11 protein-coding genes are annotated in these 16,214 nt (G+C 66.4%); 9 read left to right on the top strand and 2 right to left on the bottom strand.

The annotated features are described in order from the left end of the window. Positions 1-28 precede the first annotated feature (28 nt). Positions 29-1,243 (top strand): M20 family metallopeptidase, encoded by a 1,215-nt coding sequence (locus ACFFDA_RS23565; RefSeq protein ID WP_404479695.1) that lies wholly within the window; start codon positions 29-31, stop codon positions 1,241-1,243. 207 nt (positions 1,244-1,450) lie between these two features. On the opposite strand, the gene rpoC is transcribed toward ACFFDA_RS23565, so the two are convergent. Together rpoC and rpoB are read right to left on the bottom strand one after the other, a co-directional pair. Then, positions 1,451-5,755, bottom strand: a complete 4,305-nt coding sequence (gene rpoC, locus ACFFDA_RS23570) for a DNA-directed RNA polymerase subunit beta' (RefSeq protein ID WP_404479696.1) — start codon at positions 5,753-5,755, stop codon at positions 1,451-1,453. A 79-nt stretch (positions 5,756-5,834) separates the two neighbouring features. Continuing rightward, a complete protein-coding gene (gene rpoB / locus ACFFDA_RS23575; RefSeq protein ID WP_404479697.1) occupies positions 5,835-9,989 on the bottom strand; it encodes a DNA-directed RNA polymerase subunit beta in 4,155 nt (1,384 codons plus the stop codon). A gap of 524 nt (positions 9,990-10,513) precedes the next feature. Between rpoB and ACFFDA_RS23580 the strand changes: the two genes are divergently transcribed. The 8 genes from ACFFDA_RS23580 (at position 10,514) to ACFFDA_RS23615 (ending at position 16,170) form a co-directional block, all read left to right on the top strand. Beyond that, complete coding sequence (locus ACFFDA_RS23580; RefSeq protein ID WP_404479698.1) at positions 10,514-11,581, top strand: hypothetical protein; 1,068 nt, start codon at positions 10,514-10,516, stop codon at positions 11,579-11,581. A gap of 354 nt (positions 11,582-11,935) precedes the next feature. Next, positions 11,936-12,103, top strand: a complete 168-nt coding sequence (locus tag ACFFDA_RS23585; protein ID WP_404479699.1) for a hypothetical protein — start codon at positions 11,936-11,938, stop codon at positions 12,101-12,103. A 17-nt stretch (positions 12,104-12,120) separates the two neighbouring features. Further along, positions 12,121-12,645, top strand: a complete 525-nt coding sequence (locus tag ACFFDA_RS23590) for a DUF2975 domain-containing protein (RefSeq protein WP_404479700.1) — start codon at positions 12,121-12,123, stop codon at positions 12,643-12,645. Beyond that, positions 12,645-12,875, top strand: a complete 231-nt coding sequence (locus ACFFDA_RS23595; RefSeq protein ID WP_404479701.1) for a helix-turn-helix domain-containing protein — start codon at positions 12,645-12,647, stop codon at positions 12,873-12,875. The genes ACFFDA_RS23590 and ACFFDA_RS23595 overlap by 1 nt, the downstream gene beginning before the upstream one ends. A gap of 81 nt (positions 12,876-12,956) precedes the next feature. Beyond that, a complete protein-coding gene (locus ACFFDA_RS23600; protein ID WP_404479702.1) occupies positions 12,957-14,135 on the top strand; it encodes a low temperature requirement protein A in 1,179 nt (392 codons plus the stop codon). A gap of 284 nt (positions 14,136-14,419) precedes the next feature. Further along, complete coding sequence (gene rplJ / locus ACFFDA_RS23605) at positions 14,420-14,935, top strand: 50S ribosomal protein L10 (RefSeq protein WP_404479703.1); 516 nt, start codon at positions 14,420-14,422, stop codon at positions 14,933-14,935. A gap of 85 nt (positions 14,936-15,020) precedes the next feature. Then, complete coding sequence (gene rplL / locus ACFFDA_RS23610) at positions 15,021-15,392, top strand: 50S ribosomal protein L7/L12 (RefSeq protein ID WP_404479704.1); 372 nt, start codon at positions 15,021-15,023, stop codon at positions 15,390-15,392. Between the two features lie 178 nt (positions 15,393-15,570). Next, positions 15,571-16,170, top strand: a complete 600-nt coding sequence (locus tag ACFFDA_RS23615) for a hypothetical protein (RefSeq protein ID WP_404479706.1) — start codon at positions 15,571-15,573, stop codon at positions 16,168-16,170. Positions 16,171-16,214: the final 44 nt, after the last annotated feature.

Below are 16,214 nucleotides of genomic sequence, written 5' to 3' on the forward strand. Positions count from 1 at the left end.
TGAGGGCCCGGCGGCGTATCATGGCCCGATGCCTGAATCCCTCGTTGCCGAAGCCGCTGCCATTTCCGACCGCATCGTCGCCCTGCGTCGCGCGGTTCATGCCGAACCCGAGATCGGCCTGATTACTCCCAGGACGCGCGACAAGATCCGCGCCGCGCTCGATCACCTGCCCCTGGAATGGGCGGAGGGCCCCTCGACGACGGGTCTCGTCGCGACGCTGAAGGGTGGTGCGGGGCCCGGGCGCAGCGTCCTCCTGCGCGGCGATATGGATGCCTTGCCGATGCCCGAGGAAACCGGGCTGGACTTTGCCTCGACGGTGCCGGGCGTGATGCACGCCTGCGGCCACGATGCCCACGTCGCCATGCTGGCGGGCGCTGCGCAGGTCCTTGCGGGGCAGGTGGAAACCCTGGCCGGCGAAGTGCGCTTCATGTTCCAGCCGGGCGAGGAAGGCTACCACGGGGCCCGCTTCATGCTCGACGACGGCCTGCTGGGGGGCGAGGGTTTCGACCGCCCGCTGCCCGACGCCGCTTTCGCTCTCCACGTCATGCCCAATGCCCCGCACGGGCTGATCGGCGGGCGCGCGGGGCCGCTGCTGGCGGCGGCGGACCAGTTGCGGATCACCGTCACCGGGCGCGGCGGCCATGCCTCGATGCCGCACGACACGCTCGACCCGGTGCCGATCGCCTGCGAGATCGTCGGCGCCCTGCAGACCATGGTGGCGCGCCGCTTCAGCGTGTTCGATCCCGTAGTCGTCACCATCGCCAGGATCGAGGCCGGCACCGCTCACAACGTCATTCCCGACAGCGCCACGCTCACGGGCACCATGCGCACGCTCTCGGCCGCCAACCGCGCGCGGCTCAAGGACGAGATCCCGCTCCTCGCCGCCGGGATCGCCGGGGCGCACGGACTTGCGGCCGAGGTCGACATTCTCGAAGGCTTCCCGGTGACGCTGTGCGATCCGGGCGCGGTGGACTTCGGCGAAACGGTGGCGCGCGAGATGCTGGGCGAGGGCGCGTTCCTTCGCCTCGTCGATCCGATCATGGGGGCGGAGGATTTCGCCTACGTGCTGGAGAAAGTGCCCGGGGCAATGTTCTTCCTCGGCGTCAGCCACGAAGGCGACGACTGGCGACAGTGCTGTGGCATCCACTCGACGAAGATGATGGTCGACGAGACGGTCATGCCACGCGGAGCGGCGTTCCTGGCGGGCCTTGCGAAGCGGTTCCTGGCGAGCGGATGGGCATGACCTGATAGCGTCAGCGGCCTTGCCACAGGCGCGGCATCTCGTCGTGAAGCCGATCCGTTTCCTGCCCGGGCGGTCGCGTGAGCCGGCCCGAGGCCCTCCACCATGCTTCGCATGGTTCCCCTCCCCGGGCCGGCGAGCATAGAAAAAGCCCCGCCGGAACGCTCCGGCGGGGCTTTTCGTTTGCCGATCAGGCGGGAGGAGAGAGGCTTATGCCTCGTCGCCGCCCTCGGTCTGGTCGTCACCCTTGATGAGGTAGTCACCCGCATCGGCGTCGGTGCCGTGGGTCTCGCCCTCGACGGCCGCCAGCGGGCTGTCACCCAGGTCGTCGCGCACGTCGCGGGCCAGTTCCGCCTTGTGCTCTTCCTCGGCCGTGTTGGCGAGGATGAGGGCCTCCTGCATGCGGCGGGTGGCCGCGCGCAGGGCGGCGTCGCGGCTGGTGGCCGCCACGCGGACGCGGTTCATGCCGGCGCCGGTGCCCGCCGGGATCAGGCGGCCGACGATGACGTTCTCCTTGAGGCCGATCAGCGAGTCGGTCTTGCCTTCCACGGCCGCCTGCGTGAGCACGCGGGTGGTCTCCTGGAACGAAGCCGCCGAGATGAACGAGCGCGTCTGCAGCGAGGCCTTGGTGATGCCCAGCAGCACCGGCTTGCCTTCGGCCGGCTTCTGGCCGGGGTTCAGCTTGGCGTTGTACTCGGCCATTTCCTCGTAGTCGACCTGCTCGGCCGCCAGCAGCGTGGTGTCGCCGCCGTCGGTGATCTCGACCTTCTGCAGCATCTGGCGAACGATCACCTCGATGTGCTTGTCGTTGATCTTCACGCCCTGCAGTCGGTAGACTTCCTGGATTTCCGCAACCAGGTATTCCGCCAGCGCTTCCACGCCGAGGACTTCCAGGATGTCGTGCGGGTCGGGCGAGCCCGAAACCAGGTTGTCGCCCTTCTTGACCCAGTCACCTTCCTGAACGTCCACGACCTTGGACTTGGGGATCAGGTACTCGACGGGTTCACCCTCCTCGGGGATGATCGCGATCTTGCGCTTGGCCTTGTAGTCGCGAACGAATTCGACGCGGCCCGAGACCTTGGCGATGACCGCGTTGTCCTTCGGCTTGCGGGCTTCGAACAGTTCGGCGACGCGCGGCAGACCACCGGTGATGTCGCGGGTCTTGGCGGCTTCGCGGCTGGCACGCGCGACGATGTCGCCCGCTTCGATCCGCTGGCCGTCCTCGACCGACAGGGTGGTGCCCGGAGCGAGCATGTAGCGCGCCGATTCCCCGCTCGCGTCGTCGAGAAGGGTGATGCGCGGACGCAGGTCTTCCTTCTTCTTGGCGCGGCTGGACGAACGGTCTTCCGTCACGACGCGGCTGGTCATGCCGGTCGCATCGTCGACGTGCTCGGTCAGCGTGCGGGTGTCGATCAGGTCCTGGTACTTCACGATGCCCGAGGTCTCGGTGATGATAGGCAGCGTGAACGGATCCCACTCGGCCAGGCGTTCGCCCTGCTCGACCTTCGCGCCGTTCGTGTGCAGCAGCACCGTACCGTAAGGCACGCGGTGGATAGCGCGCTCGCGGCCTTCGTTGTCGAACAGCACGATCTCGCCGTTGCGGGCCAGCGACAGGAGACGGTTGCGCTTGTCGACGATCGTCGGGATGTCGCGGTATTCGACATGGCCCGCGCTGACCGCCTCGAGGTGCGAGGTCTCGTTGAGCTGCGCCGCACCGCCGATGTGGAAGGTACGCATGGTCAGCTGCGTACCCGGCTCACCGATCGACTGCGCCGCGATGACGCCGACGGCTTCACCGATGTTCACCGGGGTACCACGGGCGAGGTCACGCCCGTAGCACTTGCCGCAGACGCCCTGGGTCGCTTCGCAGACCAGCGGCGAACGGATGCGCGCGGCCTGCAGGCCGGTGGCTTCGATCGCGGCAACGGCCGGCTCGTCGAGCAGCTGCCCGGTCGAGGCGATGACGTTGCCTTCCTTGTCGACGATGTCCTCGGCCAGGGTCCGGCCCAGGATGCGCTCGGCAAGCGAGGCGATGGTGGAACCGCCCTGAACGATCGAACGCATTTCCAGCGCGCGCTCGGTGCCGCAGTCGTCGATGACGACCACGCAGTCCTGCGAAACGTCGACGAGGCGGCGGGTCAGGTAACCCGAGTTCGCCGTCTTGAGCGCCGTGTCCGCCAGGCCCTTACGGGCACCGTGGGTCGAGTTGAAGTACTCAAGGACGGTCAGGCCTTCCTTGAAGTTCGAGATGATCGGGGTCTCGATGATCTCACCCGACGGCTTGGCCATGAGGCCGCGCATACCGGCGAGCTGCTTCATCTGCGCCGGCGAACCACGCGCGCCCGAGTGGCTCATCATGTAGATCGAGTTGATCTGGGCCATGCGGCCCGTCTCGGGATCGATCGGCTGGGCCTTGATCTCGTCCATCATGGCGTTCGCCACCTGGTCGCCGCAGCGGCTCCAGGCGTCGATCACCTTGTTGTACTTCTCCTGCTGGGTAATCAGGCCGTCCTGGTACTGCTGCTCGTAGTCCGCGACCAGTTCCTTGGTCTCGGCGACGAGGGCGACCTTGCTGTCCGGGATGATCATGTCGTCCTTGCCGAACGAGATGCCGGCCTTGAACGCGTGGCGGAAGCCCAGCGACATGATCGCGTCGGCGAACAGCACCGTGTCCTTCTGGCCGGTGTGACGGTAGACCTGGTCGATGACGTCACCGATTTCCTTCTTGGTGAGAAGGCGGTTGACGACGTCGAAGGGCACCTTGTGCGAGCGCGGCAGGCACTCGGCCAGCAGCATGCGGCCCGGCGTGGTGTGGAACCGCGCCATGTACTGGTTGCCGTTCTCGTCGGTCTGCGGCACGCGCGCCTCGATCTTCGAGTGGAGCGTGACGGCGGCGACGTGGAGCGCCTGGTGCACTTCGGCCATGTCCGAGAACTTCATGCCCTCGCCCGGCTCGCCGTCGCGGTCGAGCGACAGGTAGTACAGGCCCAGCACCATGTCCTGCGAAGGCACGATGATCGGCTTGCCGTTGGCGGGCGAGAGGATGTTGTTGGTCGACATCATCAGCACGCGCGCTTCGAGCTGGGCTTCCAGCGAAAGCGGCACGTGGACGGCCATCTGGTCACCGTCGAAGTCGGCGTTGAAGGCCGAGCAGACGAGCGGGTGGAGCTGGATCGCCTTGCCCTCGATCAGCACGGGCTCGAAGGCCTGGATGCCGAGGCGGTGAAGCGTGGGCGCGCGGTTCAGCATGACCGGGTGCTCGCGAATGACTTCGTCGAGGATGTCCCAGACTTCCTTGCGCTCCTTCTCGACCCACTTCTTGGCCTGCTTCAGGGTCATGGACAGACCCTTGGCATCGAGGCGGGCGTAGATGAAAGGCTTGAACAGCTCGAGCGCCATCTTCTTGGGCAGGCCGCACTGGTGCAGCTTGAGTTCCGGCCCGGTCACGATGACCGAACGGCCCGAGTAGTCGACGCGCTTGCCCAGAAGGTTCTGGCGGAAGCGGCCCTGCTTGCCCTTGAGCATGTCGGACAGCGACTTGAGCGGACGCTTGTTGGCACCCGTGATGACGCGGCCGCGGCGCCCGTTGTCGAACAGCGCGTCGACCGCTTCCTGCAGCATGCGCTTTTCGTTGCGCACGATGATGTCAGGCGCGCGCAGCTCGATCAGGCGCTTCAGACGGTTGTTGCGGTTGATGACGCGGCGATAGAGGTCGTTGAGGTCCGAGGTCGCGAAGCGGCCACCGTCCAGCGGCACCAGCGGGCGCAGCTCGGGCGGGATGACCGGCACGACGTCGAGGATCATCCACTCGGGACGGTTGCCCGAATCGATGAACGATTCCACGACCTTGAGGCGCTTGATGATCTTCTTGGGCTTGAGTTCCGACTTCGTCGTCTCAAGCTCCTGGAGAAGGTCGGCACGCTCCTGCTCGAGGTCGAGGTTCATCAGCATGTGCTTGACGGCCTCTGCGCCGATGCCGGCCGAGAAGGCGTCTTCGCCATACTCGTCCTGGGCGTCGAGCATCTCGTCTTCGGTGAGCATCTGGTACTTCTCGAGCGGGGTCAGGCCCGGCTCGGTGACGATGTAGCTCTCGAAGTAGAGGACGCGCTCAAGCAGCTTGAGCTGCATGTCGAGCAGCAGGCCGATGCGCGAAGGCAGCGACTTGAGGAACCAGATGTGCGCGACCGGGGCGGCCAGCTCGATGTGGCCCATGCGCTCGCGGCGCACCTTGGTCACGGTGACTTCGACGCCGCACTTTTCGCACACGACGCCCTTGTACTTCATGCGCTTGTACTTGCCGCACAGGCACTCGTAGTCCTTCACGGGACCGAAGATGCGCGCGCAGAACAGGCCGTCGCGCTCGGGCTTGAAGGTGCGGTAGTTGATGGTTTCCGGCTTCTTGATCTCGCCGAAGGACCAGGAGCGGATGCGCTCGGGGCTCGCCAGACCGATCTGGATCTGGTCGAACGTCTCGGGCTTCGCCATCTGGTTCGTGAATTTGGACAGGTCGTTCATAGTTCAGTCCCTCTGGGGGTGAATTTCTCTGGGCGCGGGGGAGGGGGGGGCGAAGCCCGAAGGCTCCGCCCGGTCCCCCTTACTCCGCCGCGATCGCCACGCCGTCTTCGTCGGTGTCGATCGACGAGAGTTCGACGTTGAGGCCCAGCGAGCGCATTTCCTTGACGAGAACGTTGAAGCTCTCGGGAATGCCGGCCTCGAAGGTGTCGTCGCCCTTGACGATCGCTTCGTAGACCTTGGTGCGGCCGACCACGTCGTCCGACTTCACCGTCAGCATTTCCTGCAGGGTATACGCCGCGCCGTAGGCCTGGAGCGCCCAGACCTCCATCTCGCCGAAGCGCTGGCCGCCGAACTGCGCCTTGCCGCCCAGCGGCTGCTGGGTGACGAGCGAGTACGGACCGATCGAACGGGCGTGGATCTTGTCGTCCACAAGGTGGTGCAGCTTGAGCATGTAGATGATGCCCACGGTCACCTTGCGGTCGAACTTGTCGCCCGTGCGGCCGTCGTAGAGGTGCGACTGGCCGGACTTGTGCAGCCCTGCCAGCTCCAGCATCGCGGCGACGTCGGCTTCCACCGCGCCGTCGAACACCGGGGTGCCCATGGGGACGCCCTTCACGACGTTGTTCGCCAGTTCCAGCAGCGATTCGGTGTCGCGGCTGGCGATGTCCTCGGCGTAGTGCTCGCCGTAGATCGTCATCAGACGCTCGCGCACCGCTTCCGGCGGCGCGGCGGCCTCCGGGTTCGGGTTGGCGTGGCGCCAGTCTTCCAGGGCCTGCTTGACCTGCTGGCCCAGACCGCGCGCGGCCCAGCCCAGGTGGGTCTCGAAGATCTGGCCGACGTTCATGCGCGAAGGCACGCCCAGCGGGTTCAGCACCAGGTCGACCGGCGTACCGTCCTCGAGGAACGGCATGTCCTCGACGGGCAGGATGCGCGAGATGACGCCCTTGTTGCCGTGACGGCCGGCCATCTTGTCGCCCGGCTGCAGCTTGCGCTTCACCGCGACGAAGACCTTGACCATCTTGAGCACGCCCGGAGCCAGCTCGTCGCCGCGCTCCAGCTTCTCCTTGCGATCCTCGAACTTCTCCTGGATCGCCTTCACGGTGGCGTCGTACTGGGCCTTCACGGCTTCCAGCTGCGACTGCATGTGATCGTCCGCGACGGCGAACTTCCACCACTCGTGACGCTCGGCCTCGGCGAGCACCTCGTCGGTGATCTCCACGCCCTTCTTGACGCTCTTGGGCGCCGATGCGGCGGTCTGGCCGATCAGCATGTCCCGCAGGCGGTTGTACGTGGCGCGGTTGAGGATCGCGCGCTCGTCCTCGCGGTCCTTGGCGAGGCGCTCGATTTCCTCGTTCTGGATCGCGCGGGTACGGTCGTCGATCTCGATGCCGTGACGGTTGAAGACGCGGACGTCGACGATAGTGCCGGAAACGCCCGGCGGCAGACGCAGCGAGGTGTCGCGCACGTCGCTGGCCTTTTCGCCGAAGATCGCGCGCAGCAGCTTCTCTTCCGGGGTCATCGGCGATTCACCCTTGGGGGTGATCTTGCCGACCAGGATGTCGCCCGGGTGCACTTCGGCACCGACGTAGACGATGCCCGCCTCGTCGAGGTTGCGCAGGGCTTCCTCGCCGACGTTCGGGATGTCGCGGGTGATGTCCTCGGGGCCCAGCTTGGTGTCGCGGGCCATCACTTCGAACTCGTCGATGTGGATCGACGTGAACACGTCGTCCTTCACGATCCGCTCGGAGATCAGGATGGAGTCCTCGTAGTTGTAGCCGTTCCACGGCATGAACGCGACGAGGCTGTTGCGGCCCAGCGCCAGTTCACCCAGCTCGGTCGAGGGACCGTCGGCGAGGATATCGCCCTTCTGGATGATGTCGCCCACCTTCACCAGCGGACGCTGGTTGATGCAGGTCGACTGGTTCGAACGCTCGAACTTCTGCAGGCGGTAGATGTCGACGCCGGACTTGCCGGCCTCGATATCGCCCGAGGCGCGGATGACGATACGGGTCGCGTCGACCTGGTCGACCACGCCGGCACGGCTGGCCGAGATCGCGGCGCCCGAGTCGCGCGCCACGGTTTCTTCCATGCCGGTGCCCACGAAGGGAGCGTCGGCCTGGACCAGCGGAACCGCCTGGCGCTGCATGTTCGAGCCCATGAGTGCGCGGTTGGCGTCATCGTTTTCCAGGAACGGAATGAGCGATGCGGCGACCGAAACGAGCTGCTTGGGCGAAACGTCCATCAGCGTGACCTGATCGCGCGGGCTCATCACGAATTCGCCGTTCTGGCGGGCCGAGACGAGTTCTTCCGCGAACGAGCCGTCCTCGTTGGTGCCGGCCGAAGCCTGCGCCACCGTGTGCTTCTGCTCTTCCATGGCGGAGAGATAGACGACCTGGCCGGTCACCTTGCCGTCGATCACCTTGCGGTACGGCGTCTCGATGAAGCCGTACTTGTTGACGCGGGCGAAAGTCGACAGCGAGTTGATCAGACCGATGTTCGGGCCTTCCGGCGTTTCGATCGGGCAGATGCGGCCGTAGTGGGTCGGGTGAACGTCGCGGACTTCGAAGCCGGCGCGCTCACGGGTCAGACCGCCCGGGCCCAAGGCCGAAACACGGCGCTTGTGGGTGACTTCCGACAGCGGGTTGGTCTGGTCCATGAACTGCGAGAGCTGCGAGGAACCGAAGAACTCGCGAACGGCGGCCACGGCGGGCTTGGCGTTGATGAGGTCGTTCGGCATCACCGTCGACACGTCGACCGAGGACATGCGCTCCTTCACGGCGCGCTCCATGCGCAGCAGGCCGACGCGGTACTGGTTCTCGAGCAGCTCGCCCACCGAACGCACGCGGCGGTTGCCGAGGTTGTCGATGTCGTCGATCTCGCCCTTGCCGTCCTTGAGGCCGACGAGTTCCTTGACGACCGCGAGGATGTCCTCGGTGCGCAGGGTGGTGACGGTGTCCTCGGCGTCGAGGCCCAGGCGCATGTTCAGCTTGACGCGACCCACGGCCGAGAGGTCGTAGCGGTCGGCGTCGAAGAACAGGCCGTCGAAGAGGGCTTCGGCGGTTTCCTTCGTCGGCGGCTCGCCCGGGCGCATGACCTTGTAGATGGCCTCGAGGCCCATCTCGCGGTTCTCGGCCTTGTCGACCTTGAGGGTGTTGCGGATCCAGGGGCCCGTGTTGACCTCGTCGATGTCGAGCAGGGCGATCTGGTCGATGCCGGCGTGGTCGAGCGCTTCGAGGTTCTCGGGGCTGACTTCGTCGCCGGCCTCGATGTAGATGCGGCCCGTCGATTCGTCGATCAGGTCGACGGCCGAATAGCGGCCGAAGATTTCCTCGGTCGGGATCAGCAGTTCTTCCAGGCCGTCCTTCTGCGCCTTGTTGGCAGCGCGCGGGGAGATCTTGGTGCCGTTGGCGAAGACGATTTCGCCCGACTGTGCATCGACGATGTCGAACGCGGGCTTGGCGCCGCGCCAGGCTTCGGGGCTGTAGGGCAGCCGCCAGCCGCCGTCGCCACGCTTCCACGTCACGGTCTGGTAGAAGTGGTCGAGGATCGCTTCGGAATCGAGGCCGAGACCGTAGAGCAGCGCCGTGACCGGCAGCTTGCGCTTGCGGTCGATGCGGACGTTGACGATGTCCTTGGCGTCGAACTCGAAGTCGAGCCACGAACCGCGGTACGGAATGACGCGCGCGGCGAACAGGAACTTGCCCGAAGCGTGGGTCTTGCCGCGGTCATGGTCGAACAGGACGCCCGGCGAACGGTGCATCTGCGACACGATGACGCGCTCGGTGCCGTTGATGAAGAAGGTGCCGTTTTCCGTCATCAGGGGCATGTCGCCCATGTAGACGTCCTGCTCCTTGATATCGAGGACCGAGCGGGTCTCGGTCTCGGCGTCCACCTCGAACACGATCAGGCGCAGCGTGACCTTCATCGGCGCGGCGTAGGTGATGCCGCGCTGGCGGCACTCGGTCACGTCGTACTTGGGGTCTTCCAGCTCGTAGTGGACGAAGTCCAGCTCGCTGGTGCCCGCGAAGTCGCGGATCGGGAAGACCGAGCGCAGGGTCTTTTCGAGGCCCGAGACGTAGCCCGTCGCCGGGTCCGAGCGCAGGAACTGCTCGTAGCTCTCGCGCTGGACCTCGATCAGGTTGGGCATCTGGACGACTTCGTGGATGTCGCCGAAGATCTTGCGGATACGCTTCTTGGGCGATCGCGCTGCGGTGTCGATGGGCTTGGTGGCCATGAGCTGGTCTTGCCTCTTCGCTTCTTAAGGGACCGATTCGCAACGGAACCGGGCCGGAAAATTTCGTCGTCGCGAGAACGATAGGCCGGCCGTGAGGCAGGCCATCCGAAACGCGAAAAGGCCGCCCGGCACGCGGATTCCCGGGGGTGGGATGGTCCTGCGGCCGGCAGCCTTACACGTCGGATGAGTCCCGAACCGCTTCCTTCCCGGACGTGTCCCCGCGCATGGACCCGTCTTGCTCGAAGCGATCGAGCGAGCGCGTCATATAGGATTGCATTGGCGACGTGTCAAACCCGGTCGCGGTCTGGGCAACTGCTAATCGGCGCTCGAAGTCATGGAGACGGGAAGGCGACGTCCGGCCCGTGAACCACAAATGAACGCTTCGGGACGCGTTCATCTGGCGTAAATGCAAGAAACGGTGGTGCGGCCGGCGAAGTAACGGTTCGTCGCGCCAAGCACTTCATCTTGTCCTGTATTGCGGCGATTGCGGGCTCCATCCTTGCGTCTGGCGCATTGCTGGTTGCATGAAGAACGATCGCACCCCCCGCTCGCCCCGCGCACTGACGGCGATCGCCGCCGTCCTCGCGCTTTCCGCCATCCCTGCGGCTGCCCAGGAGGTCCAGACTTCCGCGCCCATCGCGGCGCCGCCAGTTTCGGTCCCACAGGAAGTGGCTGCTGCCGTGCCCTCGCAGAGCCCGACAACGACGCCGACCACCCCGATCCTGACGCTGCCGCCCGAATCCACCGCTCCTGCCGAATCGTCCGGCACGAGCGCCACGACCGCTGGCACGGCGCCGCAGTCGTATGGCGCCGTCACCACTCCGGTGGATGCGCCGGATGCGCCGCCGCCGGTGGCATCGGCTGAAAGGGTTGCCCCGGCAGCCAGCCGAACCGCTTCGCGCGCCGCCGCCAGCAGCGAGCCACGGCCGGTTGCGGAAACCGCTCCGATCGTTCCGACGGCGCGGGTCCGCGGAACGGCCTCTGATGGTGCGCTGGCCGAAGGCGCGGTGCCGCCGGCTGCTCCCGCTCCCATGCGCGCCGACACGCCGCCGGCAGCGCCCGCAGCGGTCGCCGGTCCCGCCAGCGAAGAGGGCGACCTGCCGCTCGCCGGTATCGCCGGCTTGCTCGCCGCGCTTGGCATCGCCGGCCTTGGCGTTGCCGCGATGCGCCGCCGTCGCAGCGATCCAGTCTACGAGGAAGTCGATTACGCGCCTGAAGTCCTGCCACCCGCGAGCGTTGCCGAGCCTGTCGCTCCGGCACCCGCTGTGATGGAGCCGGTGGCGCCGCCCGCTCATGCATCGCACGCAGCAGGCTCCGCCACCGCGGTTCTGGCGGCGACACCACTGCCGCGAAGTGCCGACGAGCGCCGCGACTTGCTCGACCGCATGGTCGAGGCCGCGCCGGACGAGGACAACCCGTTCACCGCCCGCAAGGCCCGCATGCGCCGTGCCCGCATCCAGCTCCAGCATCGGGAGCACGAGGAAGCGAATGTCGCTCCGGCGAGCGGGTTCGATTTCCGGACCTACAGGCCATCGACGCAGGCGACCAACGGGGGCACTGCCCCGGCAAAGCCCGACCTCGTCGACGCCTGACCTGCCGGCTGTCACGCCCGGCACCCGAGGGGCGGCTCCTGCGCGGGAGCCGCCCCTTTTTTCGTGGGCAGTGCGGGCCAACCTCCCTGCTGCATCCCTCCTTGCATTCGTCGCGCCCGCCAAGGCGTGGGTCCCGTTGCCGATTGCGGCGCGCTGGAAGGAAGAAGCGGTATGCCGCGTTCGCGCGGGTGAGGGGGATATCATCACAGGATTCGGGAAGGGACGGCGCGGGCTGGCAAGGCTCCCCTACCGATGGTCGAAAAGGCTGTCATATCGTTTTTCGATATTATTGTTTGACAATAAGTAGGCCGGAGTTTATTGAATTTCGATATCACGCATATCGGAGAACATGCAATGACAAGGTCGATCCGGGCCGCGCGCCCGCTACTTGCCGCGTTTGCGATGGTTGCGGCCGTCGCCGTTCTGGTGCCAGCCACACCCATCCGCGTACCTTCGTTCCAGGCGAAGGCGCCGGTGGCGGGCGCGGTCCTGGTCGTGGCGCTCGCCCCGGTGCTGATGTGAGCGGGCGGATACAGTCGTTGACCAGCGATCCGCTGCTGGTCGTCGCGCGCGGGGCGGTGCTGTTCTCGATGGCCATTGTCGCGCTGATCGGGCTGCTGTTCCTGATGCTGGCGCCAGTCATGGTCTTCGGGCGCCTCGACATTCTCGCGGAGGTCTCGATGGCGCAGGGGCTGACCGCGAGCGGGTTCTTCGGCATCGGCGCGATCATGCTGCTGGTGGCGGCGATGGCGGGCTGCGCGTTCCTGTTCCTGCGCCACCTTCTGCGCATCATCGATTCCGTCGGCAAGGGCGATCCGTTCAACCCGGTCAACGCCGCGCGCCTGGCGGCGATGGGCTGGCTGACGCTGGGGGTCGAGGCGATCTCGGTTCCCGCCGGCCTGATCGGCGCCTGGATCGCGAGCATCGTGAAGGCGGGCGGCGACGTCGACATCGGCATCGGCCTGTCGCCCAGCGGGGTCCTGCTGGCGATCGTGCTGTTCATCCTCGCGAGGGTGTTCCGCCAGGGGGCGGAAATGCGGGCCGAACTGGAAGGCACCGTCTGATGGGCGAGGAAGGCGCGAACATCGTCGTCCGGCTCGACGACCTGCTCCACGAACGTCGCATGACCCTGACCGAACTGGCCGAGCGGATCGGCATCACACTCGCCAACCTGTCGATCCTCAAGACCGGCAAGGCGAAGGCGATCCGTTTCTCCACGCTGGAGGCGATCTGCCGCGAACTGGGCTGCCAGCCGGGCGACCTGCTGGGGTACGAGGGGCCGTCGGGGTCGTAGGCCGGATCGCGCCTGCGCCCCTTGCCCTCGGCCCGCCGCTCCTCCTATGCCCATCACCTACCAGTGGGGACCCGGCAGGACATGACCAAGACACGTAGCTGGCGGCCGTTCGGCGCGCGCGATCCGCACGAGGCGCACCGCGTCTCTACCCCGCTGGAACTGCTGTTCGACCTCGTCATCGTCATCGCCGTGGCTTCCGCCGCCGAAGGGCTGCACCATGCCGTCGCGGGCGGTCATGCCGCGATGGGCGTGGCGACGTTCGCGATGGCCTTCTTCGCGACGTGGTGGGCCTGGGTCAACTTCACCTGGTTCGCCTCGGCCTACGACAGCGACGGACCGCTCTATCGCCTCATTACGTGCGCTATCATGGCCGGGGCGCTGGTCATCGCCGGCGGCATTCCGCGGCTGTTCGAAGGGCTCGACCTGTCGCTGGTGATCGTGGGCTATGCGGTGATGCGGCTGGGGATGGTGGCGTTCTGGCTGATCGCCGCGCGCGCCGATCCCCGCCATCGGCGCACGGCGCTGACTTACGCGATCGGCATCTCGGTGGTGCAGCTCTATTGGAACGTGACGCTGCAATGGCTGCGGCCCGAGAGCACCGGGGCGGCGATGGCGCTGTTCGGGCTGGGCGCGCTGCTCGAACTGTCGGTGCCGCTGGTGGCCGAGCGGCGCGGGACGACGCCCTGGCACCTGCACCACGTAGCCGAGCGGCACGGGTTGCTCGTCATCATCGTGCTAGGCGAAGTGCTGCTGGCGAGCGCCAATGCCTTCACTTATACCGATGGGGCCGCGGCGCATGTCGGCCAACTGGTGCTGCTGGCGTTCTCGGCGCTGGCGATCACGTTCGCGATGTGGTGGCTCTACTTCTCGCAGGAAGGGCCGGTCGACCAGCAGGTGTTCTCCAGCGCCTTTCGCTGGGGCTATGCCCATGCCCTGATCTACGCCGGCGGCGCCGCGACGGGTGCCGGCTTCGCCGTGGTGATCGACGGACTGGCAGGGGCGGGAGGGCACGGCGGTCCCCCTGCGCCGCCACTGGCAGGGAACCTGACCGTCGCGGGGTCGCTGGCGCTCTACATGATCGGCCTGTGGTTCGTGCGCGACCGGCTGGTGCTGACCGGACCGTGGCGGCATGGCCTGCTGCTCTTTGCAGCGGCGGTGCTGGGAGCGGCGACGCTGGGAGACCTGGCGTTGCCGGCGACGGCGCTGCTGACGATCGCTGCGGTCGTGGCGCGCAGCCGGGTGCAGTGCCGCCAAGCTTGACTCCGGCACACGTTTCCGCCATTGGCCCGCTCCGACCGGCGGGATGATTCCCGTCGTTCAGCCGTCCGAGACAGTTGCTGGGGGTTCCCCCCTTAATTTGCAGCCTAGGCGGGGACAGAGAATTTACGGCCCCTCGCTCCTTCGAGCATGGTGCCATCTTCGTGCTCAGGCACGATACTCCTTCCCCTTCGAACGGAATCGCCCGGCGCGCTCGCAAGAGCACGTCGGACTACGTAGCCGGCTGCGGGAGGTCTCCTTTCGCAGCCATTGTGAAGGAGTAAGGCATGGATCGTTCGCAGAAAGCCGAATCGGTCGCCCAGCTCAACGCGGTCTTCTCCGAGGCCGGCGCGGTGGTCATCACCCGCAACCTCGGCATGACGGTGGCCCAGTCCACCGCCCTGCGCGGAAAGATGCGTGACGTTGGTGCGGACTACAAGGTTGCGAAGAACCGTCTTGCCAAGCTTGCCATCGCGGACACCGACTATGTCGGTCTCGGCGACTTCCTGACCGGCCCCACGGGTATCTCCTCTTCGGTGGACCCCGTTGCAGCCGCCAAGGCCGTCGTCGAATTCGCCAAGACGACCGACAAGATCGAGATCGTCGGCGGCGCGATGGGTTCGCAGGTTCTGACCCCCGAAGGTGTCAAGGCGCTCGCCTCGATGCCCTCGCTCGACGAACTGCGCGCCAAGCTCATCGGCCTCGTTCAGGCTCCCGCGACCAAGATCGCCCAGCTCTCGACCGCTCCGGCGGCCAAGCTGGCCCGCGTCTTCGCCGCGTACGCCGAGAAGGAAGCCGCCTGAGCGTCAAGCCCAGCGGAACGTTTCTAACGATTTATCCCGTTGCCGCATGAGGCGGTGACGGGACCACAGATCAGGAGTGAATATCATGGCCGACATCGCCAAGCTTGTTGAAGAACTGTCGCAGCTCACCGTCCTCGAAGCTGCCGACCTCGCCAAGGCCCTCGAAGAAGCATGGGGCGTCAGCGCCGCTGCTGCCGTTGCCGTTGCCGCCCCCGCGGGCGACGCTCCGGCCGCTGCTGAAGAGAAGACCGAATTCGACGTGATCCTCACCGGCGACGGTGGCAAGAAGATCCAGGTCATCAAGGAAGTCCGCGCCATCACCGGCCTGGGCCTCGCTGAAGCCAAGGCGCTCGTCGAAGCGGCTCCCAAGGCCGTCAAGGAAGGCGCGACCAAGGCTGAAGCCGAAGACATCAAGGCGAAGATCGAAGCAGCCGGCGGCACCGTCGAGCTCAAGTAATCTTCGTTTCCGATTTCGATCGGACGAGACAGGAAAGGGCGGCTCCGCAAGGGGCCGCCCTTTTCGTTTCGGCGGAGCAGCGTCGGGACGAGATTCCCGTAATCTCCGGTTCAGCTTCGCAAGGGCAGCATTCTCCTCGCAAAGGGTCGAGTCACGAAGGAGGATGATCCCAATGCGAATGCCTTCGAAGAAATACTTTTTCGGCGCCGCTGCGGTTGCTCTGCTGGGCGCTGGGGTTGCCGAGGCCGCAACTGCCGGGCTGCACACCATGAAGCTGGATGCGCCCGACGGTTCGGTTGTTCACGTCGAATATACCGGCGATGTCGCGCCCCGCGTGGAGATCGTCCCTGCCGACGCTCGTGCGCCGGCGACCCTGTCTATGATGGTCGATCCCTTCGCGGGGATGGAGCGGATTTCCGCGATGATGGACGCGCAGATGAATGCGATGATGCAGCGGGCCGCGCTCATCCAGCAGCAGACCGCCAGCATGCAGCAGCATGCGGTCGCCACCACCGATGGCGGACCCGGCCTCACCGTCGCCGGTGGGGTTCCGGAAGGCGTGCACATGACCTACTATTCGTCATCCACCGACGCGAACGGCTGCACGCGCTCGATTTCCTACAGCTCCGACGGTTCGGGGGCGCAGCCGAAGATGACGCAGGCTGCTTCCGACGGTTGCGACGCTGCCCAGGGCGCGGCGAGGCGTGATACCCAGGCGATCCCGGCCAAGGTGGAGGTTCCGGCAGAACAGGCCGAAGGCTCCGGCCGCAAGGTCTGACGGTTTCCCCCAGGCATCCTCCTGTCCCCTGGATGCCTGCGTGG

Origin of the sequence: Novosphingobium sp. BL-52-GroH (assembly GCF_044813085.1) — a bacterium.
In the GTDB taxonomy this organism is placed as follows: Bacteria; Pseudomonadota; Alphaproteobacteria; order Sphingomonadales; family Sphingomonadaceae; genus Novosphingobium.